The organism is Rhizobium sp. RSm-3, assembly GCF_001854685.1.
GTDB lineage: Bacteria > Pseudomonadota > Alphaproteobacteria > Rhizobiales > Rhizobiaceae > Rhizobium > Rhizobium ecuadorense.
Genome location: NZ_MAWZ01000002.1, coordinates 41,424 through 62,254, shown reverse-complemented (window position 1 = coordinate 62,254; position 20,831 = coordinate 41,424). Strand labels below are relative to the sequence as shown.

The 20,831-nt window shown below is 62.9% G+C and carries 25 protein-coding genes; 10 read left to right on the top strand and 15 right to left on the bottom strand.

Features of this window, described 5'->3' with window-relative positions; all coding sequences use genetic code 11:
• Positions 1–14 precede the first annotated feature (14 nt).
• Genes BBJ66_RS03545 through BBJ66_RS03535 form a run of 3 tightly spaced genes read right to left on the bottom strand, consistent with a single transcriptional unit; the run spans position 15 to position 2,382 of the window.
• The gene (locus tag BBJ66_RS03545; protein WP_049734403.1) at positions 15–1,418 is read right to left on the bottom strand and encodes a sensor histidine kinase; all 1,404 of its coding nucleotides are present in this window, start codon (positions 1,416–1,418) and stop codon (positions 15–17) included.
• Positions 1,408–2,079, bottom strand: a complete 672-nt coding sequence (locus BBJ66_RS03540) for a response regulator transcription factor (protein ID WP_049734404.1) — start codon at positions 2,077–2,079, stop codon at positions 1,408–1,410. The genes BBJ66_RS03545 and BBJ66_RS03540 overlap by 11 nt, the downstream gene beginning before the upstream one ends.
• A gap of 54 nt (positions 2,080–2,133) precedes the next feature.
• Entirely contained in the window at positions 2,134–2,382 is a 249-nt protein-coding gene (locus tag BBJ66_RS03535) for a hypothetical protein (protein WP_049734405.1), read from the bottom strand.
• A 540-nt stretch (positions 2,383–2,922) separates the two neighbouring features.
• On the opposite strand from BBJ66_RS03535, the gene BBJ66_RS03530 reads away from it, so the two are divergent.
• Positions 2,923–4,176 carry an MFS transporter gene (locus BBJ66_RS03530; RefSeq protein WP_190238011.1) on the top strand — a complete coding sequence of 418 codons (1,254 nt, stop codon included), beginning with the start codon at positions 2,923–2,925 and terminating at the stop codon, positions 4,174–4,176.
• A gap of 243 nt (positions 4,177–4,419) precedes the next feature.
• Here BBJ66_RS03530 and BBJ66_RS03525 read toward each other — a convergent pair whose 3' ends face one another.
• Together BBJ66_RS03525 and BBJ66_RS03520 are read right to left on the bottom strand one after the other, a co-directional pair.
• Entirely contained in the window at positions 4,420–4,725 is a 306-nt protein-coding gene (locus BBJ66_RS03525; RefSeq protein ID WP_012557062.1) for a Dabb family protein, read from the bottom strand.
• A 19-nt stretch (positions 4,726–4,744) separates the two neighbouring features.
• Positions 4,745–5,431, bottom strand: coding sequence for a hypothetical protein (locus tag BBJ66_RS03520; protein WP_071085087.1), 687 nt, complete (start codon positions 5,429–5,431; stop codon positions 4,745–4,747).
• A gap of 156 nt (positions 5,432–5,587) precedes the next feature.
• Here BBJ66_RS03520 and BBJ66_RS35595 point away from each other — a divergent pair, with 156 nt between their 5' ends.
• Entirely contained in the window at positions 5,588–5,719 is a 132-nt protein-coding gene (locus BBJ66_RS35595; protein WP_274534065.1) for a hypothetical protein, read from the top strand.
• 38 nt (positions 5,720–5,757) lie between these two features.
• On the opposite strand, the gene BBJ66_RS03515 is transcribed toward BBJ66_RS35595, so the two are convergent.
• The 4 genes from BBJ66_RS03515 to BBJ66_RS03500 form a co-directional block, all read right to left on the bottom strand.
• Positions 5,758–6,312 carry a TetR/AcrR family transcriptional regulator gene (locus BBJ66_RS03515; protein ID WP_049734407.1) on the bottom strand — a complete coding sequence of 185 codons (555 nt, stop codon included), beginning with the start codon at positions 6,310–6,312 and terminating at the stop codon, positions 5,758–5,760.
• A 27-nt stretch (positions 6,313–6,339) separates the two neighbouring features.
• Entirely contained in the window at positions 6,340–6,801 is a 462-nt protein-coding gene (locus tag BBJ66_RS03510) for a nuclear transport factor 2 family protein (RefSeq protein WP_071085085.1), read from the bottom strand.
• Positions 6,802–6,907: 106 nt separating this feature from the next.
• Positions 6,908–7,861 (bottom strand): pyridoxamine 5'-phosphate oxidase family protein, encoded by a 954-nt coding sequence (locus tag BBJ66_RS03505; protein WP_071085082.1) that lies wholly within the window; start codon positions 7,859–7,861, stop codon positions 6,908–6,910.
• Positions 7,862–7,921: 60 nt separating this feature from the next.
• A complete protein-coding gene (locus BBJ66_RS03500) occupies positions 7,922–8,533 on the bottom strand; it encodes a glutathione S-transferase family protein (RefSeq protein WP_071085080.1) in 612 nt (203 codons plus the stop codon).
• 137 nt (positions 8,534–8,670) lie between these two features.
• On the opposite strand from BBJ66_RS03500, the gene BBJ66_RS03495 reads away from it, so the two are divergent.
• Positions 8,671–9,597: a LysR family transcriptional regulator gene (locus BBJ66_RS03495; protein ID WP_049734411.1), complete on the top strand. Its 927-nt coding sequence runs from the start codon at positions 8,671–8,673 to the stop codon at positions 9,595–9,597.
• On the opposite strand, the gene BBJ66_RS03490 is transcribed toward BBJ66_RS03495, so the two are convergent.
• Complete coding sequence (locus BBJ66_RS03490) at positions 9,567–9,935, bottom strand: DUF983 domain-containing protein (RefSeq protein ID WP_071085078.1); 369 nt, start codon at positions 9,933–9,935, stop codon at positions 9,567–9,569. The genes BBJ66_RS03495 and BBJ66_RS03490 overlap by 31 nt on opposite strands.
• 211 nt (positions 9,936–10,146) lie before the next feature.
• Positions 10,147–11,550 (bottom strand): aminotransferase-like domain-containing protein, encoded by a 1,404-nt coding sequence (locus BBJ66_RS03485; protein WP_049734413.1) that lies wholly within the window; start codon positions 11,548–11,550, stop codon positions 10,147–10,149.
• 289 nt (positions 11,551–11,839) lie between these two features.
• Here BBJ66_RS03485 and BBJ66_RS03480 point away from each other — a divergent pair, with 289 nt between their 5' ends.
• Positions 11,840–12,745, top strand: coding sequence for a S1C family serine protease (locus tag BBJ66_RS03480; RefSeq protein WP_071085076.1), 906 nt, complete (start codon positions 11,840–11,842; stop codon positions 12,743–12,745).
• Positions 12,746–12,770: 25 nt separating this feature from the next.
• On the opposite strand, the gene BBJ66_RS03475 is transcribed toward BBJ66_RS03480, so the two are convergent.
• Positions 12,771–13,658, bottom strand: a complete 888-nt coding sequence (locus BBJ66_RS03475) for a LysR family transcriptional regulator (protein WP_071085074.1) — start codon at positions 13,656–13,658, stop codon at positions 12,771–12,773.
• Positions 13,659–13,760: 102 nt separating this feature from the next.
• On the opposite strand from BBJ66_RS03475, the gene BBJ66_RS03470 reads away from it, so the two are divergent.
• Positions 13,761–14,375: an NADPH-dependent F420 reductase gene (locus BBJ66_RS03470; RefSeq protein WP_071085071.1), complete on the top strand. Its 615-nt coding sequence runs from the start codon at positions 13,761–13,763 to the stop codon at positions 14,373–14,375.
• Positions 14,376–14,581: 206 nt separating this feature from the next.
• Positions 14,582–14,962, top strand: a complete 381-nt coding sequence (locus BBJ66_RS03465; protein ID WP_071085069.1) for a VOC family protein — start codon at positions 14,582–14,584, stop codon at positions 14,960–14,962.
• Positions 14,963–14,977: 15 nt separating this feature from the next.
• On the opposite strand, the gene BBJ66_RS03460 is transcribed toward BBJ66_RS03465, so the two are convergent.
• Positions 14,978–15,940: a LysR family transcriptional regulator gene (locus BBJ66_RS03460; RefSeq protein WP_071085066.1), complete on the bottom strand. Its 963-nt coding sequence runs from the start codon at positions 15,938–15,940 to the stop codon at positions 14,978–14,980.
• Positions 15,941–16,064: 124 nt separating this feature from the next.
• Here BBJ66_RS03460 and BBJ66_RS03455 point away from each other — a divergent pair, with 124 nt between their 5' ends.
• Together BBJ66_RS03455 and BBJ66_RS03450 are read left to right on the top strand one after the other, a co-directional pair.
• Positions 16,065–17,465 (top strand): MFS transporter, encoded by a 1,401-nt coding sequence (locus tag BBJ66_RS03455; protein WP_071085064.1) that lies wholly within the window; start codon positions 16,065–16,067, stop codon positions 17,463–17,465.
• Between the two features lie 177 nt (positions 17,466–17,642).
• Positions 17,643–17,939: a hypothetical protein gene (locus tag BBJ66_RS03450; protein ID WP_049734420.1), complete on the top strand. Its 297-nt coding sequence runs from the start codon at positions 17,643–17,645 to the stop codon at positions 17,937–17,939.
• Between the two features lie 136 nt (positions 17,940–18,075).
• Here the strand turns inward: BBJ66_RS03450 and BBJ66_RS34520 are convergent, their stop codons facing one another.
• Entirely contained in the window at positions 18,076–18,321 is a 246-nt protein-coding gene (locus BBJ66_RS34520) for a hypothetical protein (protein ID WP_128146110.1), read from the bottom strand.
• On the opposite strand from BBJ66_RS34520, the gene BBJ66_RS34845 reads away from it, so the two are divergent.
• The gene (locus tag BBJ66_RS34845) at positions 18,320–18,463 is read left to right on the top strand and encodes a hypothetical protein (RefSeq protein WP_164896004.1); all 144 of its coding nucleotides are present in this window, start codon (positions 18,320–18,322) and stop codon (positions 18,461–18,463) included. The two genes, BBJ66_RS34520 and BBJ66_RS34845, sit on opposite strands and share 2 nt — an antisense overlap.
• 345 nt (positions 18,464–18,808) lie before the next feature.
• Positions 18,809–19,864: a fatty acid desaturase gene (locus tag BBJ66_RS03445; protein ID WP_184345165.1), complete on the top strand. Its 1,056-nt coding sequence runs from the start codon at positions 18,809–18,811 to the stop codon at positions 19,862–19,864.
• Between the two features lie 9 nt (positions 19,865–19,873).
• On the opposite strand, the gene BBJ66_RS03440 is transcribed toward BBJ66_RS03445, so the two are convergent.
• Positions 19,874–20,788: an SDR family oxidoreductase gene (locus BBJ66_RS03440; RefSeq protein ID WP_071085060.1), complete on the bottom strand. Its 915-nt coding sequence runs from the start codon at positions 20,786–20,788 to the stop codon at positions 19,874–19,876.
• Positions 20,789–20,831: the final 43 nt, after the last annotated feature.

Below are 20,831 nucleotides of genomic sequence, written 5' to 3'. Positions count from 1 at the left end.
CATCAAGCAGTTGCTCATGCAACATCCTTTGTGATACCGGGCAGGATAAGCTTCGCCTTGAGCCCGCCCCATTCGCCGCGGGACAGCTCAAGCCGTCCTTGATACTCACTCGAAATCTCGGTGACGATCGACAGGCCAAGCCCGGTTCCGGGCTTGCTCTCGTCGAGCCTGCGGCCGCGCTTCAGCGCCTCGCGGATCTGATCGGGCTCCAGGCCCGGTCCGTCATCCTCGACGGCGAGCTCCACCCAGTGGCGGCGCGCGCTCGCCTCCGCTCCCCTGACGTCGTCGCCGGCCTCGACGGCCGAAAGCCGGACCTTGCTCTTGGCAAAACGCGCCGCATTCTCCAAGAGGTTGCCGACGGTCTCCTCGAGATCCTGCTGCTCCATGGCGACGGCCAGATGCGGCGGCGAGACGACGAGATCGAATTCGGTATCGACGTTCAACCGGCGCATGACGCGCACCAGCCGCTCGAGCGCCGGCTCGGCATCGGTGCGGGCAAGCACGGATTCGCGCTGGGCGGCGATACGCGCCCGGTTGAGATAGGACTGTACCTGCCCCTGCATCGATTCCGCCTGGCTGCGCACCAGTTCGCCATGGGATTTTTCCAGCACGCGCGCCTCATTGAGGAGCACGGCGATCGGCGTCTTCAGCGAATGCGCGAGATTGCCGACCTGCATGCGGGCCCGCTCGACGATGCGGCGGTTGCTGTCGATCAGTGCGTTGACCTCGTTGGCGAGCGGCAGAATCTCCCGCGGGAAATCACCTTTCAGCTGCTCGCTCTCGCCGGCGCGGATGCGCTCCAAGGCGGCGCGTGCCTTGTCGAGCGGCTTCAGGCCATAGAGAATCGCCAGCGCATTGACGATCAGGCTGCCGACGCCGAAGCCGGCGAGCGCCAGATAGAGGCTGTGGGAAAAGGTGCGGACGTCGTCCTCGACGACATCGACATTGCCGGTGACGCGGACGCGCGCCGCGCGCCCGTCTGTGTCGAGCACCACTTCGGTTTCGGCCACCTGCACGCGGTTTCCGGAGGCATCCGTCACCTGGTAGTAGCGTTCGTAATTCTTGTCGAAAGGCGCCTCGACAACTGAAGGAACCGGAATCAGCGCCGAGCCGAGCGAGGGCGAGACCAGCGGCGCCGTCGTATAGGTGCCGAGCGGCTCGACCACCCAGTACCAGCCGGTCTTCGGCTGGGCAAAACGCAGGTCGCCGAGCTGTGGGCTGCCGCTGAGCGCACCCTGATCGCCTATCGTCACCGAGTTGATAACGTTATAGAGCTGCGCCCGCAACAGATCCTGGAAACCGCGCTCGGCGCTCTTGCGGTAGAGGGTGGAGATCAGCAGGCCGATCACGACAAGCGCCACCGTCGACCAGACCGTGGTCAACAGCAACACACGTGCGGTGAGCGACTTAATTCGCATGTTTCGGCGCTTGGATGCGGTAACCGAGACCGCGCACCGTTTCGATCAGATCGACGCCCATCTTCTTGCGCAAACGGCCGACAAAGACTTCGATCGTGTTGGAATCGCGGTCAAAATCCTGGTCGTACATGTGCTCGACCAATTCGGTGCGCGAGACGACCTCGCCCATGTGATGCATGAGATAGGCAAGCAGGCGGTATTCGTGCGAGGTCAGCTTCAGCGTCGTGCCGTTGACCGTCGCCTTCGAGGATTTTGTATCGAGCCGTACCGGCCCGCAGATGATCTCGGATGAGGAATGCCCGGCCGCACGCCGGATCAGCGCCCGAATGCGCGCCAGCACTTCCTCGACATGGAAGGGCTTGGTGACGTAGTCGTCGGCCCCTGCGTCGATGCCGGCGACCTTGTCGCTCCAGCGGTCGCGCGCCGTCAGGATCAGCACCGGCACGCCGCGGCCGGCGCCGCGCCATTTTTCAAGAACGGAGACCCCGTCCAGCTCCGGCAGGCCGATATCGAGAATGATGGCGTCATAGGGCTCGGTATCGCCGAGGAAATGGCCTTCCTCGCCGTCGAACGCCTGATCGACGACATAGCCCGCCTCCTTCAGCGTGTCGGCCAGCTGCCGGTTCAGATTGACGTCGTCTTCGACTACCAGAATGCGCATCGGTCCGCCTTCGTCCGCTTCATATCGATGATGTCCTGAATAGACCGATTCCGCCTACATCGGAACCTTTACCGTCACCTTGCGCGGGCGCTGGCCGTTGCCCGACACCAGAACGGTGATGATACAGGTATCGCCCACCGGCTGCACGGACAGGAGCTGACCGCCCGTCTGCTCGACGACCTGGGCTGCGGCAGCGCTGCAATCGCCTGCTACGCGATGAATGAGGGTGCCCGCGCCATCCGGTGAGGGCGCCGATACCACCAGTCCGGCGGCCAATGCTGCGACGCTCAGAGGAAAGGCCATGTGCTATGCTTTCAAGGTAATGCCAACGTGCCCCGAATATGTACTCACGCGACCTGAATGGCAAATGAATGCGCTGTAATACAGGGCATTTAGAACCGTTCTCGATTGCTGGCGGCGGCTGCTACCGCGGCACCTTCGGCGACCTTCTCCGCATGAGAAAAGTCTTCGGCACCAGGCGCATACGGAGCGCTGGGGGTGGATGCTCGGGTCAAGCCCGAGCAGGACGGAGGGTGGGGATAACGACCTGCAAGAAGCGGGATGTGCGGAGGAATTCCATCAAAATCGTCGGGGCGGATTTGCGTGGGAATTGCGCAAAACAAAAGACGGCAATTCCAACAAAACCGCTGCGCACTTACGGTATTTTCTCCCTGGGCTCCCCACCCTCCGTCTGCTCGGGCTTGACCCGAGCATCCATGCTCACCTGACCGGAGACAGATGGCCGCGCACCGCGGACCGTCGAGAATTGCGATCGCAGCTTTTACCGGCCGATTGAAACTGTTATGTCCTTGCGGCTCCCGCATTCAGGCCATTTCAGCACCCATGCCAAATTCCTTCCGCTTCCGCTCGGCGCAGACGGTCACCGTGCTTGCCGTCACCCAGCTGATCGGCTGGGGCACGACGTTCGACATGCTCGGGGTCATGGGCCGCATCGTGGCGCCCGCTCTCGGCTTGGCGAACGAGGTGGTGTTTGCCGGCCTGACGATCATGATGATGGTCAGCGCCCTCGTCGGTCCCACGACCGGTCGCTGGCTCGCCCGCTACGGCGCCGCCCGGGTGCTTTCGGCCTCATCGCTCACCTTTGCGCTTGGCCTGCTTCTGCTTGCGGCGACAAACGGCGTCGTGCTCTATGTCGCCGCCTGGGTCGTCATCGGCATCGGCGGGGCCTGTGGCCTTTCGGCGCCGGCCTATACCGCCGTTGTCGAGCGCGAAGGGGTAAACGGCAAACGCGTCATCGCCATTCTCATGCTGTTCACCGGCCTATCGAGCACCATCTTCTGGCCGATCCTCAGCCTGCTGAACGAAGCGGTGGGATGGCGTGTCACCTTCCTCATCTGCGCCGGCCTGCAATTCTTCGTCTGCCTGCCGCTGCATCTTTTCGCCCTGCCGAAACCAATCGTGACGCATGTCGACGGCAGCGGGGCAGACATTGCCCCAGTGCCACTGTCGAAGACGGCGCGACGCAAGGCCTTCCTGCTGATTGCCGCGGCGACAACGATCTCGACCTTCATCACCTTCGGCGTCTCGCCATCGCTGCTCGAAATCTTCCGCCAGTCCGACGCCTCGCCAGCCTTCGCGCTGCAGCTCGGTTCGGCACGCGGCATCCTCGGCATCTCGGCGCGTTTCCTCGACATGCTGCTCGGCCGGCGCGGCAACCCCATGCTCAGCGCGGCCACGGGCATCGGCCTGATGATGATCAGTTTCCTGATTTTGTTGGTCGCCGGTACGTCGACACCGCTGCTCGTCACCTTCGTTCTACTCTACGGCTTCGGCGCCGGCGTCATGACCGTCGCCCGCGCGCTTCTGCCGCTGGCGTTGTTTTCACCGGCCGAATACGGCCTGCAGTCGGCCCGGCTGTCGCTGCCGCAAAACCTCGCCAACGCCATAGCCCCCGTCATCTTCACCGCCATCCTCGACCGTGCCGGCACCGGCCCGGCGCTTATCGTCTGCGCCGCTCTCGCAGCCTTGTCGCTGATCTTCGTGCTGATATTGATGACGATGGTGCGCGGCGCCCACGCGTCGCAGCTGAGCCCGGCCGCCTCTCAAGAACCCGGCCGTCAGGTCAGCCCTTCTTAATATGTCGTGATTATCATCGACATTAGAACGAGTGCGGCTCTCCGTCCACGCGCCGCGACCGTTGCCGCCGCCTGACCATCAGCACGCCGCCGTTTTGCCGAATCTTTTGAATCGCTTGCCGCCGCCTTTTCGAAAGTTGAGTCCGGCGGCTCGGAAGTTGATTGAGGTTCGGCGCGTTCCCGCTGCGCAAAATCATTCATCCAGTTGAAATATCAATGGAATGTGGCAACCGAATGCGGATATTCAAAGCGGCCGCGTCACCGCCGTGCGGCTGTCGTAATCGGCGGCAATGCGCTTTTCGCGGAGCGGCCGCACTCGCTCGATCGAAAGCTGATAATCCGGATGGGCCTTGTAGGCGGCAAGTGCTGCCTCATCGTCAAATTCGCCATAGACCACGAGATCGATCTCGGTGCCCAGCTGATCGGTCTTCACATTGGTGCCGATTTCCAGGAGCCGCGCATGCGGAATGGCGGTCAGGATCGAAAGCCCGGCCCTCACCTCCTGCAGATGTTCCTCCTGCACGGTGAAGAAGACGATATGGCGGATCACGCGAAGCTCCTGTCAGGTTTCAGAGGGTCAGCCGCGCGATAACACGCGCGCCCCAGGCCTTCAACCGCGCGATCAAGCCATGCGCAGCATTGGGACGCATCGCCGCATGGAAGGCCATGGCATAAGTCGCAAGCTTTTCCGCCCGGTCGGTGCCGTTGACGATGCGCCGCGCGTTCACCCAGTCCTCGGTCGCCTCGTTCAGGTGATCGGCAAGCTTGTGGCCGGTAAAGCTGCCTTGCAACATGCCGTCGATCAGGATCGTCACCGCCGCATCCATCTCCATCGCCCGGTCGGGATCGGCAACGAGGTCGATGCCGGTCAGCGTACTCATCGCCTCGTAGTTCCGCTTGTGGGTGAGCTGCACCAGGCCGCGCCCGAGCCAGCAGCGGCCATCTTCATCCGGCCGCCAGTAGGGCGTCTTCACCCAGGAAAGCCGGCCTGCGGCAAAGGCCGTTTCCAGGATTTCGACGGCGCGGGCATCGCTTTGCGCCAGGGTCTCGCGAACCGGCTGCATCGTATAGGCGGTCTCGTGATAGGCGGTTGCGAGGATATAGGCGAGCCACCGCAGGTCGGCATGGGAAAACCGCTCTTCCCAGGCGTCGAGAATCGCCGTCATGCCCACTACCTGAGGATGCGTCATCTCTCCCTTGAAGAGTTCGCCCCGCACCGCATCGAAAAAGACACTTCGGTCCATGTGGACAACCATTCCGCGCTTCCCAGAAATATTGTGGTTAAAACCGCCTTAATCGATTAAAATTCATTTAATCGTTTAAAGTGTTTAAGCCACTGATTTACACACCTTTTGTGTTGTGCAATGCATCTTCGTGCCCTGAAGCCTTGCCGCGAAAAGAGGAGACTTCCGATGCAGACGCCTGCGACTCCGCAAACCACCATTCCCCAGCACTTGATCGACCAGATGGAAAACGAATGGCGCCAGATTCGCCTTGAACGGGAAAATCCGCGTCCGGCCCCGCAGCCTCAACAACAGCGCTGAGAGATACAGGCAAAGCGGCGCGGATGTAAGGCCAGTCCTCATCGCGTCGCAGCCTCAAACCGCTTCGCCAGCGTTTCCAGCGAGCGGGTAAAGATCAATTCGTCTCCCAGCGCCCGCGCCAAAACCAGCGCGCCTTGAATGCCGGCGACACCTTCCTCTGCGAGCGCTTGCGCCTCTGAACAGCCTGCGCGAGTCAGCGCCGAACGCAAGGCGCCAATCCAGCGGATGAAGTAGTCACCGATCGCCGCCGAAAACCGCTCCCTTGTGTCGTCAAGGGCAAAGGCGCCGACAAGGCAGATGCGGCGGCCGGATCTGAAGTAATCATTCACATTGACCCACATCGCCGCGATCGCCTGGTGGGCGTCGTCCTGTCTCAGCGGCCGATAGATCGCCTGCTCGAACCAAGCGTCGATATCGGCAAGCACGGCGTTAGCCATCTCCTCCTTTCCCCCGGGAAAGAAGTGGTAAAGGCTGCCCTTGCCGAGGCCGGTGCGTTGGGTGATGCGGCTGAGCGACGTCCCTTCGTAGCCGAGTTCGCGGAAAATCTCCGCCAGCAACGGCACGATGTCGGCGCGTTCGTGGACGGTCTTCACCGGCGGAGTTCCTTGGCCTCGTTTGCGTCAGAGGCCAAGCTCGGTCAGACCGGGATGATCGTCCGGCCGCCGGCCGAGCGGCCAGTGGTATTTGCGCTCCGATTCGCCGATCGGCAGGTCGTTGATGCAGGCGAAGCGGCGCTGCATCAGGCCGGCGGCATCGAATTCCCAGTTCTCGTTGCCATAGGAGCGGAACCAGTTGCCGCTGTCGTCGTGCCATTCATAGGCGAAGCGCACGGCGATGCGATTATCGGTGAAGGCCCAGATCTCCTTGATCAGCCGGTAATCCAGCTCCTTGGCCCATTTGCGGGTGAGAAAGGCGACGATCTCGGCACGGCCGTTGACGAATTCAGCGCGGTTCCGCCAGCGGCTGTCCGGCGTATAGACGAGCGAGACGCGCTCGGGATCGCGGCTGTTCCAGCCGTCCTCGGCAAGACGGACCTTCCGGGTGGCGGTCTCAAGGGTGAAGGGCGGGATGAGGCTGGACATTGACGCTCCTGTACTGAACGGCAATCATTGTACCGATCGGTACAATGATTGCAAGATGGCCGAGGCCGTGTTCTGTCTTGGAAGTCGAGAGGCAGCCAAGGCCCCCTCACCCGCGGGAACGGCGCAGCAGATCGGCGCTCTCCTTGCTCCATCGCAGCGGCAGGGCATCCGGGCGAAGCACGATCTTTTCGGGCGAGAAACGCCACAGCCTCTCCGCGTTTTGAAAGGCGGTGATGTCGGGCGAATCCAGCAGCACCTCGACCGTCCCCGTCAGTTGCAGCATGTCGCCGGTTTCGAAATCGATGAAGACCAGCCCGGCCTTCGGGTTGACGAGGAAATTGCCGAGTGTGTTGAAGAAGCGATTGCCGGAAAAATCGGGAATGGTCAGCACGCCGTCGGCACTGAGATGCACGAAGCCGGCATGACCGCCGCGATGCGAGACGTCCACCTGCCGCTCGCCATTGTCGCGATCGACATAGGAGGCGACGAAGAAGGTATCGGCGCCTTCGATCATCCCACGCATGCGATGGTCGAGTTGGCGGGAATGCAGCGGCGCCACCGCTGTCGGCCGATCGGGATCGCGGACAAAGACGGAGGAGCGCGGCTGGATATATTGCGGGCAATTGCCGAAGCTCTGGCCGACGCGCACGCGGAACGCTTCGGCATCCGTTCTGCGGATGACGCCGTTCAGCCGGTTGCGCCGCCGGGTCTCGAGCTGGATGCCGAGCATGGCAATCGCGTCGCCATCCTCCATGCCGTCATCGGCGGGATCGGCCGGGTCGCGCGGCAGGTCGACATCGAGGGCCTCCGGATCGGGCGAGGACATGAAGCCCGGTCGCCCAGCCCGCAGCGTTGCCCAGACATCGCCGTTGGCATCGACGGCGCCGAGCACCAGGAAAGGCAGCATCGGAAAGAAAGCGCGGTGCTGCTCCGGCATCGCCTTGCGGACGAAATTGCGTCCGGGCCCATCCATGCGTTCGACGACGCCGACGCTGCGCTGCATGGCGAGTTCCCCCTGATGCCAGGGTGACGTCGCGTCCTGTCTTGTCTGCTCCGGCATCACGGCCTCCTTACGGGCACCATTTCAGAAACCGGGACGATGATCCGTCCCGGCGATGTCTCATGCGGCAAGGCCGATCTTCGTCTTGCGAAAGCCGACGAAACCCGGCAGCGCCTCGATACGCGCGAGCCAGGCGCGGACGTTTGGATAGGCCGAGAGATCGACATTGCCCTCCGGCGCATTGGCGATGTAGCTGTAGAGCGCGACGTCGGCGATCACCGGATCGTCGCCGAGCAGGAAGCTGCGGCCGGAGAGCTCTGCCTCGATCAGCGCGAGAATGCGGTGCGCCCGGGCGATTACCTCGTCTGCGCGGAAATCGGCACTGAAAACCGTGACCAAGCGGGCAGCGCACGGCCCATAGGCGATCTCTCCCGCAGCAACCGACAGCCATTTCTGCACCCGTGCCGCGGCCAAAGCGCCTTCCGGCAGCCAATCGGTACGGCCATATTTGCGCGCGAGATAGACGAGGATGGCAGAGGAATCGGCAATGACCGTGCCGTCATCGTCGAGCATCGGCACCTGGCCAAAGGGATTGAGCTTCAGAAACTCCGGCGCCTTGTGGGCGCCTGCCGCCATGTCGACCTCGACCAGTTCATAGGGCAGGCCAAGCAGCGACAGAAACAGGTGAACCCGGTGAGAATGACCGGAAAGCGGGTGATAGTAGAGTTTCATGATGGTTTCCTTTGGTCTTCCCGAACGACGGGCTTGATGATGGCCGCTTGACCACCTGCGCATAATTTATTGCCTTCCATCTGATTGCAGTAGAATGCTATTCCGGAAGGCATATTCCCAATTTGCGGAAGGATAGAATGGACCGCCTCGACGCCATGACCGTGCTTCTTGCCGTCGTCGAACAGGGTAGCCTGTCGGCCGCCTCCCGGCATCTGCGCTCGCCGCTGGCAACTGTCAGCCGCAAGGTTTCCGAACTGGAAACGCATCTGAACGCCCGGTTGCTGCAGCGAAGCAACCGCAAGGTCACGCTGACCGAAGCCGGCCGCTCCTATGTGGAGGCGGCGCGGGAAATTCTCGATCGGGTGGACGAGGCGGAACGGGCGGCGGCCGGCGAATACAGCGCGCCGAAGGGCGAGTTGACGATGACCGCGCCGATCGTCTTCGGGCGGCTGCATGTCCTGCCCGTGGTGGTGGATTTCCTCAAAGCCTATCCCGATATCAATCTGCGGCTGATGCTCGGCGACCGGCTGTCGAACCTCGTCGAGGATCACATCGATGTGGCGCTCAGGATCGGCAATCTGCCGGACAGCAACCTGATCGCCGTCAGGCTCGGCGCGATCCGCCGCACCGCCTATGCCAGCCCGGATTATCTGACGCGGCACGCCACGCCTCGGCATCCGGGCGATCTTTCCGCACATGACTGCATCACCTTCGAGAGCCTGGCCTCGACGCTGAGCTGGACATTCACCGAGCGAAAACGCGATCTCACCGTGCCGATCCGCTCACGGCTTGCCGTCAATACCGCCGAGGCGGCGGTCGATGCTGCGGTCGCCGGCCTCGGCATCACCCGGGTACTGTCCTACCAGGCCGCCCGCGCCGAGATGGCCGGGCAGCTGGTGCCGCTGCTTGTCGATTTCGAACCGCCGCCGGCACCGGTGCATCTCGTCTATCCCGCGCAGGGGATGGTGCCGTTGAAATTGCGGGCGCTCATCGATTTCGCGTCGCCGCGCCTGCGCGCGACGCTCAACAGATCTCAGGCGAGCCTGCCCTCTTCCGCCTTGTAGAAATATTGACTGGCCACCAGCCAGCCCTTCAGCGGCCTGAGCGGCGGAATGCAGGTGGCGAGCATGAAGGGGCCGGTGACCAGAAGCTGCACCCAGATCGGCGCCGTAAAGGCCACCTCCAGCCAAACGCCGAGCAGCACGCTCGGTATGCAGGCAAAGCAAATGACGAAAAAAGCCGGACCGTCGGCCGGATCGGCAAAGGAATAATCGAGGCCGCAGGTCTCGCATTCCGGCTGCAAGGTCAGGAAACCCTTGAACATATGGCCCTGGCCGCAGCGCGGGCAGCGCCCCCTGATGCCGGTCTGCAGCGGAGGAAGCGGGGGATATTCGGTCTCCATAATGATCACACCTTATTCTGCGCGGGCATAAAACCAATCAATGCCCAACAATGAATGCATTCAATGCAAATACATTGTTGGGACATTGCCAGTCAACTCGTCAGAATGCCGCAGATGTCGGCAGGGCGGCCGACCGCAGATCGTGCAGACATGATGGAAGGGTTGGAAGGACTTATAACTTGCCTGAAGGCTTCGCGGCGGCGTTGCCGGGTCAGAAGAACGAAGCCGCCATTTCCGGCGGACCCTGAAGCGCATGGGCCATAAATTCCAGCGCGCCCTGCAGTTTGTCCCGGGTGATCGGGCCGCCGAGGCAGACCCGCACGGCCTCGGGCGCTGCGCCCTCGACCGTGAAGGCATCACTTGCCACGACGCCGATGCCGGCGGAGCGCATGTGGCTGCCGAAGGTGGAGCGGGTCCAGCCGTTGGCGAGCGGCAGCCAGATGTTGAAACTGATCGGATCGGCGCGGTAGCTGCCTTCAGGCAGGATGGCGGCGACCATCTGCTGACGCGCGGCGGCCTCGGTGCGGATGAAGCATAGGATCGCATCGGCAGTGCCGTCCTCGATCCAACGGGTGGCAAGCGCCAGGGTCAGCGGCGAGGCCATGACATTGTTGGCGCGCATGGCGCTGACGAAGGGCCAGACGGCCTTGCTATCCGGCGCTACGACATAGGCAAGGCGCAGACCGGCGCCGATGCATTTCGCCAGGCCGCCGATATGCCAGGTGAGATCGGGGGCTATTGCCGCGAGCGGCGCCGGGCCCTGCTGCGGAATGAAGCCGTAAGCATCGTCTTCGACGATCGGCACGTGATATTTGCGGGCAACCGCTGCGATTTCCTCGCGGCGCCTGGCCGGGATGGTCAGCGTCGTCGGGTTCTGCAGCGTCGGATTAAGATAGAGCGCCTTCGGCTTCAGCCGCTCGCAGGCTCTCGCAAAGGCGTCCGGCAGGATACCGTCCTCGTCCATTGCCAGGCCAGTCAGATTGAGCCGCAACTGGGCAGCGACCGAACGCATGCCGGGATAGGTGATGATTTCCGAGAGCACGGTCTCGCCCGGTTTTGCCAGCAGGCCGAAGATCGCCAGCAGGGCCGGATGGGCGCCGGGGGTGACGAAGATCCGCTCCTGCGAGGGCCCGAGCCCGCGACGGCTGAGCCAAGCGGCGGCGGCCTCTTTGTCGATCTCGGAACCGCCGAAGCCCTGATAGCGCAGAAGCGGAATGAGGTTTGCTGCTACTGCCGCCATGCCCTCGCGCATGCGGGCAAGCAGTTCCGGATCATCCGGTTCCGGCGGCATGTTCATCGAGAAATCGACGACGGATGCGCGGCGCGGATCGGGCGCGGCGTCAAGCGCGAGACCCTGGCGCTCCCCGTCCGCGCGCCCGGTGACGAAGGTGCCGCGGCCGACATGCGAATCGACAAGTCCGCGCTTCTGCGCCTCGACATAACCTCTCGCTACCGTGGTGAAATCGACATTCAGCCGCTTGGCGAGTTCGCGCTGCGGCGGCAGCCGGTCGCCGGCCACCAGGTGGCCGCTGCGCAGATCCATTTCGATCACATCGGCGATCGCCATATAACGGGGGCTGCTGCTGCGCCCGAGATCGGGATGCCAGTCTTTCATGTCGTAATCCGTGCAGCCTGAGTCTTGATGGGATTGACTGTATATTGTTGCACGATGACGCTGTCACCCAAAATATCCTGTCCGGAAATTGGGTGCCGGCAGCGGATGGCATGGCGCGGCTTTTTCCATGCGATTTGATTGCCCATTGGATGCATTGCGCATTGGGTTCCAGCGGCTTGGAATTTCCATCGGCCACAGCCTTGCCGCCGCCCACCCATCTTCTTACCTATTCAAGACAGAGTGCGCCGGATTTTCCGCCTCTCGCGCCGGCGCCTATCGGGATGAAAGCATGAATATCGATCCGATCTTGCGGTCAGTCGTGGCCGTTCGTTCTTCCATTCCGGACGATGCCTTCACAGCGGAGACGCTGGGCACTGTCCGGGAGGGCAGCGGCGTAGTCATTCGCGACAATGGGCTGGTGCTGACCATCGGTTATCTCATTACCGAGGCCGAAGAGGTCTGGCTGACCACCCATGACGGGCGCGTCGTTCCCGCGCATGCGCTTGCTTATGATCAGGAAACCGGTTTCGGCCTGCTGCAGGCGCTTGGGGTTCTGAATGCGCCGGCAGTGGATCTCGGCGACGCGGCAAGCGCCAAACCCGGCGATGCCGTCGTGCTTGCCGATGGCATCGGCGAATTCGTCGAGGCTAATATCGTCGCCCGGCAGGAATTCGCCGGCTATTGGGAATATCTGCTTGATGAGGCGATCTTCACGGCGCCGGCCCATCCCTCATGGGGCGGTGCGGCGCTGATCGGTTCGGACGGCAAGCTACTGGGCATCGGTTCGCTTCGCCTGCAAATGAGCCAGGGCGACGAGGTCGCCGATATCAATATGGTCGTGCCGATCGACCTTTTGACGCCGATCCTCGACGATCTGCTGAACCGCGGCCAGGTCAACAAGCCGCCGCGGCCCTGGCTCGGCGCATTCTCCGCCGAGAGCAATGGCGGCGTGGTGGTGATGAGCGTGGCCGAAGGCGGTCCGGCCGCCCAGGCTGGTCTGCGCCAGGGCGATATCATCTCGGAGATCCGCGACGAAGAAGTCGACGGCCTGGCGGATTTCTACCGCAAGGTCTGGAGCAGCGGCCCGGCCGGCGCCGAGATCCCAATGCGGATTCTCAGGAACGGCCGGGAGGCCTGGCTGCGCATCAAGTCCGCCGACCGCAACAGCTTTCTCAAGAAGCCGCAGCTGCAGTAACTCGCCGCTGCTGCTTCGACGAATTCTACCGGCGGAGATCTCCGGCGATCCAGCCGATCGCGGCCTTCACCCGGCGCGGCACGAATTGCCGCGACGGGTGCACGGCATGGATCGGCAGGCTGTACTTTTCCCAATCGGCGAGCACCTCGGTCAGCCGCCCGGCGGCGATGTCTTCCTCTACCAGGACCAGCGGCGCATAGACTATACCGGCGTCCTCAACTGCGGCAACGCGCATGGCTTCGCCATTGTCGATACCGATATTGCTGTCGATCTTTGCCGCCAGCACCCGTCCATCCTGATCTTCGAAATGCCATTGATCGCGCGGGACGAGGTTGAGGCTTAGGATGCAGCGGTGCTGTTGCAACTGCTCGGGATGTGTCGGCACGCCGTTCTTGCCGAGATAACCGGGAGAGGCGCAGCAGACGAAGCGATAGGTGCCGATCCTTCTTGCGATCAAGGACGATGGCCGCAGATGCGCCACCCGAACGGCAAGGTCATAACCCTCAGCGATCAGATCGACGTTCCGGTCCGTAAGATTGAGCTCCAGACTGACTGCGGGATGCTGATTGGCAAAGCGAGCAATGGACGATGCCAGCCGCTTGACGCCGAGCGTCGTCGGGCCGCTGATGCGGAGGTGGCCGGATATTTCGTGGTTGGCTGGGCCGGCGAGGTCGTTCAACTGCTCCAGCTCATCGATGACCTTGCTCGCTCTCTCCAGAAATCTGAGGCCGATTTCGGTCAGCCTCTGGGTTCGCGTGGTGCGCTCGATCAGCTTCACACCATAGTCTGTTTCCAAAGCCTGAATGCGCCGGCCGACCATGGCGGGCGACAGGTTGAGTCTGGCGGCAGCTTTGGCGAAACTACCTGATGTCGCGACGGCGACAAAAGTCTTCAAATTGGTGAGATCGGTCATTCGATACTTTTATGCAATTATATACCGCCATTCAATGCCATTCATGATGGGATCGCGGTCGGCTATATCCAAGTCATTCAACTCGATGAAGGAACCGACCACATGAAAACCGCTATTATCGGAACTGGAAACATGGGCGCCGGCTTGGCGCGTCGCCTGGCAGGCAAGCGCGATCTCATCCTCGCGTCGCGCAATGAGGCCGCGGCAAAGTCGCTTGCCGAGGAGATCGGCGCCACAGGCGCATCGATCGCCTCCGTGGCGGAAGCCGATATTCTGGTGCTGGCGCTGCCTTATGCTTCGGCTCTCGAATTTGCAGGAACGGCGGCATTGCAGGGCAAAATCGTCGTCGACATCACCAATCCGCTGAAGCCCGATTTCTCCGGCCTGCTGTTTGGTCACGACACGTCGGCCGCCGAGGAAATCCAGCACAGGGCCAAAGGCGCCAAGGTCGTGAAGGCCTTCAATACGATCTTTGCCGAGCTGTTTGCGGCCTCCCCGAAGCACACCGCCACCATACCGGTCTTCCTGGCCGGAGACGACGATGCTGTCGAAACCTCCGCAGCGCTGGTGACGGACGCCGGCTTTGCTGTCGAGAAAACCGGCTCGCTCGATGCCGCTCGCCTTCTCGAGCCCTTGGGAATGCTTAATATCCGCCTTGGTTACGGCCTGGGTCGCGGTACCGGGATTGCTCCGAAATGGGCTGCCGTCGACGGCTGAGATCGCGGCTGGTCCCGCCCACGTGGGGCCAGTCACTCCTATCGGCTGATTGGACGGCTGACCGACTTCTCCAGCAGAACTGGATCGCCTGACATGAATGGGCTGCCGGGCCGTCAGACCCGTTCGTTGACTTGGGACGGCGGTTGAAAAATGGTGGCGTCGTGCCATCTTGAGGATGGGAGCGGTGATAAGGAGTTCTGCGGCCCATGTTCGATCATGTCTCCATTGGCGTCAAAAACCTGGAACGAGCCCGCCGTTTCTACGATGCGGCGCTGGCGCCGCTCGGATATGAGCGCCTGTCCAATTCCGACACCATGATCGGTTACGGCCCGGAACGGGTCGGGCTCTGGGTGATGCAGGTCGAGCAGCCCGTTCTTGCCGATCTGCGATCCGGGCTGCATTTCTGCTTCGTCGCGCCTGATGAAGCCGCCGTCGATGCCTTTTATGCGGCGGCAGTCGCCTCCGGCGGCACGGATAATGGCGAACCGGGCATCCGGCCGGATTACGGTCAGTTCTATTACGCCGCCTTCATCATCGATCCGGACGGCTACCGCCTCGAAGCCTATTTCCATAAAGGCGAGCTGTAACAGGCTCTAACTTTTTTACGCCGCCGCTCTCGATATCGAGACGCGGCAGCCGGCGGCTACGAGCGCCTCGCCGGCGACGTCGAGGAATAGACCGCGGAACCAGCGTGCCCGGCCGTCGGCCTGATCGACCCGGCGATAGAGCATGGTCACCGGATCGGCCGGCAGCGACAGCGGCGGCGCTGCGATCGTCAGCCCATGCAATTGCGCCATGCAGCGGCCGATCGATTCCGGCACGATTGAAATGGCGGGCATCGCCCGCAGCGCCGTCGGCAGGGCGGAAAAGCGCGGCACTGTCGCCACCACACGCCTGACATGGCCGGTGCGGCTCAGCGCGGTGTCGATACTGGTCGAGGCATTGCCCTCGAACGAGACGGTGAGATGGGCGACGTTGGCGAAATCCTCAAGGCTCAATGGCGCCCTCAACTTGAGTTGAGCGTCATCGTAAATGCAGATCGAGGCCTGGTTGAACAGCGGCGCGCGGATATGCCAGGAGGCCGGTTCATCATGCACGGAAACGCTGAAGTCGAAGACCCCTTCGTCCAGCCGGCGGGCGGCATCGCGCTTTTCGGAAGCGATGCCGATCAGCCGGGCGCCGGGCGAAAGCTGGAGCAGGCGGGCGGCAAGCGGGCCGAAGAAAGCGGATTCGAGATTGTCGCACATGCCGATGCGGAACTCGCCCTGCCAGCTCGCCGGATCGAATTCGGCCTGCGGGCGGATGGCGCGCTCGATGCCCGACAGCGCATCCTCGATCGCCGGTGCAATCGAAAGGGCGCGCGGCGTCGGCTGCAGGCCGCGGCCGACGCGCACGAACAATTCATCATCCAGCGCCTCGCGCAGACGTCGCAAAGCGGCGGACAGGCCTGGCTGGCCAAGCAGCAGCCGTTCGGCCGCGCGGCTGACATTGCGCTCCTGCATCAGCACCGAAAAGGCCAGCAGCAGGTTCAGATCGATTTTGCGAAGCGTGGCATCATTCATCATCGTGAGTAATACCTGGCATGGCTACTATCAATTTGCAATAGGTCAGGAAGCTGTACATTTTCTCGTTCCCTGCCGTCCGCGCACCCTCCCTCGACGAGGCGGCAGCAAAGAAGGAACGATTTCGATGACACTTTCCAAATCGAAAAGCGGAGCGGGGCTGGCATTACTGCTGCTCTGCGCCGCCAACTTTCTCGACGCCATGGACGTCTCCACCATCGGCGTCGCGCTTCCCGCCATCCAGGCCGAACTCGGCATGGAGGCGACATCGCTGCAATGGGCCGTCAGCGCCTATGTGCTCGGCTATGGCGGCTTTTTGCTGCTCGGCGGCCGGGTCGCCGACGTCTTCGGCCACCGCCGCGTCTTCCTCTGGTCGCTGGCGATCTTTGCCGCCGCCAGCATCGCCGGCGGCTTCGTCGGCAGCGGCCCGACGCTGATCGCCGCCCGCTTGATCAAGGGCATCGCCGCCGCCTTCACCGCGCCTGCCGCCCTTGCGCTGCTGCTCTCCGTCTTCGGCGAGGGGGCGGCGCGGGCCAAAGCGCTCGGCGTCTTCGCCTCCACCGGCGCCACCGGCTTCGTGCTCGGTATGGTGCTCGGCGGTGCCGCGACGATCTTCAGCTGGCGGGCAACGCTGGTGATGGGCGCGCCGGTCGCCATCCTGACGCTCCTTCTTGCGCCGCTGGCGCTGCCGGTCGACCCGAAAAGGACCGGGCCGCGACCAATCTTCGACTGGGCCGGCGCGCTGACGATCACCCCCGGGCTGCTGCTTTTCGTCTTCGGCATCACCAATGCCGCGGCCGCCGGCTGGCAGGCTTTTGCGACCTGGAGCTCGCTCACGGCGTCGCTGGCGCTGATCCTCCTCTTTCTTCTGGTCGAAGCACGCCACGCCGATCCGATGGTGCCGCTCGGCATGTTCCGCCGGGCGAAGCTCCGCCATGCCAATGCAATTGCCGCCCTCTTCCAGGGCGCCTATGTCGGCTTCCAGTTCCTGGCGACGCTCTATTATCAGAACGTCATCGGCTGGTCGGCCTTCACCACCGGCTTCTGCTTTGCGCTTGGCGGCGTCTTCGTGATGTTTCTGGCGCCACGTTTTGCGAGCCTCGCGCAAAATCGCGGCGCCACTGGCCTGATGGCAACGGGTGTCGGCCTGCAGGCCTTCAGCTATATCTTCTGGGTAACCGCACTCGGACATGTCGACCCGATCCTGCTTGTGCTGTTCTCGCAGATCCCGCTCGGCCTCGGTTACGCATTGACCTATCCTTCGGTACAGGTCGCAGCCCTTTCCGACGTCGAGGACGACAAATCGGGGCTCGCCTCCGGACTGCTCTTCGCTTCCTTCCAGATCGGCGGCGGCATCGTGCTCGCAGCCGCCTCGGCGGTGTTCGGTGCCGCACCGCATTTCGGCTGGGACCCTTATGTCGCCGGCATCGCGTTCGTGGCGCTGCTTGCGATCGCGATCACCCTGCTTGCAGCCGCCGGCCCGCGGACACCGGCCGCCCGGACGTCGGCCTATCAGGCGGCGGAATGACGCTTGCGGCCCGCACCCCGAAACGGTGCGGGCCATTCATAAGAAAAAACGAATATTAGCATCAGAATCCCATTGCCTTGCCTCGGCGAAAGGAGCATGGTCTCGGCCTTCGGCAGCCATTGTACGGGCGCTGCCGACTGAGGGTTTCATACCCTCGCCCCGACGAAAGGAGGGCCCATGTCTTCCACTTCCGCAAAGCCGCACCTGACCTCGTCGGATCTCGACATGCTGCAGGGCGTGCTCGATGAGGCTGGCTACGATGCCAGAATCCCGACCGACGATGAGCGCGTCTTCAACGTGGCGGCCGTACTGCTGATCCGGCTGTTCCAGGAGGGCGTTACCTCACCGGCCATGCTCTCGAAGGCTCTCGAATACCATTTCGGCAAGCCGAAGGCGCCGCCGAAACCGATCACCCCTATCTGCAATCGATATGCGATACAGGGATTGCCGCGCGAAAGACGCGCCGCCGGCTGATACCGGCATGTTCCGAATGGCGAGGTGACTTTCCGCAGATGAAGGTTTTCCTTCATCGAAGCCAGCCTGGCTGAAGGACAGGCTGGGGTGCTGAAATATGGCTTTCTTGCGGCAGCGCCTTAATGGAGTCTCATTTTCATGCCATAGGAATGTCATTGATGATTGACCGAAACATGCTGTCGCGGGTTTCCGGCGCTGCTGTTTTCCGGGCGAAAGCCCCGGCATCGGGTTCAGCCAGCGTTTTCATTCCATTCCCTGCGGTCCGCCGCTGCCGGGTTGCCTTCGCTACGATCCCGCGAACTTCGATCGCGACCGACAAGCGGGGGTGATTGCGGCGCAGCCCGCAGCTTTCAATTGCAATGAGAGAGGAGATTTCATCCATGGCAAAAGGGCAAATGAGAAGCAACCGCGAAGTCCGCAAGCCGAAGAAGGACAAGCAGGCGGCGAAGACGGACAGCACATTCTCCAACCAGATGAAGACGGCGGCCAATAGTGCGCCGCACGGCAGCGCCCCGAAGAAGTAGCGCCTCACATCTGCGTGGCGGGGACGGCTTGCGCCCCCGCTGCCGGCAGGACTGCATAATTCCTCAACGCGGAATCGATTTTCGGAATGGATCGTGGCAGCCTCGAAGCGGTGGAGCGTCTTTGGCGCATGCCGCCGGACGCGCCGCGCTCCGGCGCGGCACTATCACCCATTGACATGCTTTCAGAAAAACGGGAAGTGCTGCGACCATGACCTCTCTTGAAAGAATGCACCCGTTGGATCATCCGCCCTTCCTCCTTCGCTCGGCCTTCGGCCTTTCGAACATCGCTGCTTTTCACGGCTTCATTCTGTGATCGAATCCGCGCGCCGCAACGAGAGCGAGGAAATGCAGTTTGCCGCTTCGGGCCAGCCGGATGAAAACCCGGCGCGATCCGATGCTGATAAAGGGGCTTTCGCTGAAAAGCACTGGTTGAAGATCCTTGCCGGATATCGCCAGCCACGGACCGGACGCAGCGCTTTCGAGCTTGCCGTCACGGTCGTCCCGTTCGCGCTGTTCTGGGCTGCCGCATGGGCCGCGGTTCATTACAGCTTCTGGCCCGGCCTGATCCTCGTCATTCCCGCCGCCGCTTTCCTGCTGCGGCTGTTCATGATCCAGCATGATTGCGGCCACGGCTCGTTTTTCGCGCGTCGCCGCCTCGACGACTGGGTTGGGCGCATAATCGGCATCCTGACGCTGACGCCTTACGACTATTGGCGCCGGGCGCATGCGGAACACCACGCCTCGGCCGGAAACCTGGACGAACGCGGCGTTGGCGACATCGAGACGCTGACAATCGCCGAATATAATGCGCTGTCGCGCTGGGGCCGGCTCGGCTACCGGCTCTACCGGCACCCGGCCGTGATGTTCGGGATCGGGCCGGCTTGGCTGTTCATCTTCAAGCAGCGCCTGCCTTTCGGCATGATGCGCTCCGGCGCCCTGCCCTGGGTCTCCACAATGGCGACCAATCTTGCCATCGCGCTCGCCGCCGCTCTGCTGATCTGGGCGGTCGGGATCATCCCGTTCCTGCTGGTGCACCTGCCGATCGTGCTGCTTGCGGGTGCCGCCGGCGTCTGGCTGTTCTACGTCCAGCACCAGTTCGAGGAAACGCATTGGTCGAAGAAGCCGGAATGGCAGTTCCAGCATGCGGCCCTCCACGGCGCCTCGCATTACGACCTGCCGCCGGTGTTGCGCTGGATCACCGGCAATATCGGCATCCACCACGTGCACCATCTGTCGAGCCGGGTGCCCTATTACCGGCTGCCGGAGGTGCTACGGGACCATCCTGAACTCGCCGACCTCGGCCGCATCACGCTGATGGACAGCCTGCGCTGCGTCAAACTGGTGCTGTGGGACGAGCAGACAAAACGGCTGGTGTCGTTTCGTGAGGCGGCGGCCCGGTAACAGGCAGCCTCAGCGGTAGCCCGTGACATCCGCCGGTTTGCCGGGCTCCTGCACCTCCACCATGTAGCGCCAGCAATCCGGCCGCGAGCCGTCGATGTCGTCGAAGCCATAGAGCCTGGCCAGTCCGCCGCTCGACAGCGACTGACCGTTCCAGCGGGCGCGGTCGGGATCGGCGGCAATCGCCGCTACGGCGCGGCCGACGAAGCGCGGCGTTTCGGAAATGGCGAAATGCGGCTGCACCTTGGTCGCCTCGCGCCAGTTCTCCTCACGCACGCCATAGGCATCCAGCATCATTTCGGAGCGCAGCCAGCCGGGCGTGATCGAAACCGCCATGGCACAGTGTTTTCCCAGATCCTGCGCATGCGCCCAGGCCATGCGGGTAACGCCCGTCTTGACGAGGTCGTAGAAGGGCGACAGCCGGTAATGCGTGGCATTGTAGTCGGCCGTGCCGTCGGTCACCTCGACCAGCAACCCGCCCCGCCGCTCGATCATCAGCGGCAGCGCGTAATGGGCGGTGATCAGATGCGTGTCGATACCGAGCCGCAGCATGCGCAGGCCTTTGTCCAACGAATGCTCCCAGACAGCCTTGTCCCATTCGAACAGTTTTTCACCGCCCCAGATGTCGTTGACGAGAATATCGAGCCGGCCGGCCTCCGCCCGGATACGGGCAACCAGCGCCTCGACCTCAGCCTCGACGAGATGGTCTACCCGCACGGCGATCCCCTTGCCGCCCGCCGCCGTTACCAGCTCGGCCGTCTCTTCGATCGTCTCCGGCCTGGCATATTCGGATTGACGCGCGCGCGTCGTGCGCCCCGTCACATAGACGGTAGCGCCGGCAGCGCCGAGCTCCACCGCAATGCCGCGGCCGGCGCCGCGCGTGGCACCCGCCACCAAAGCCACCTTCTCCCGCAAGTCCGCTGTCATGTCTCCATCCTCCACACCGAAATTGGAAAAAGTCCTTGTATAT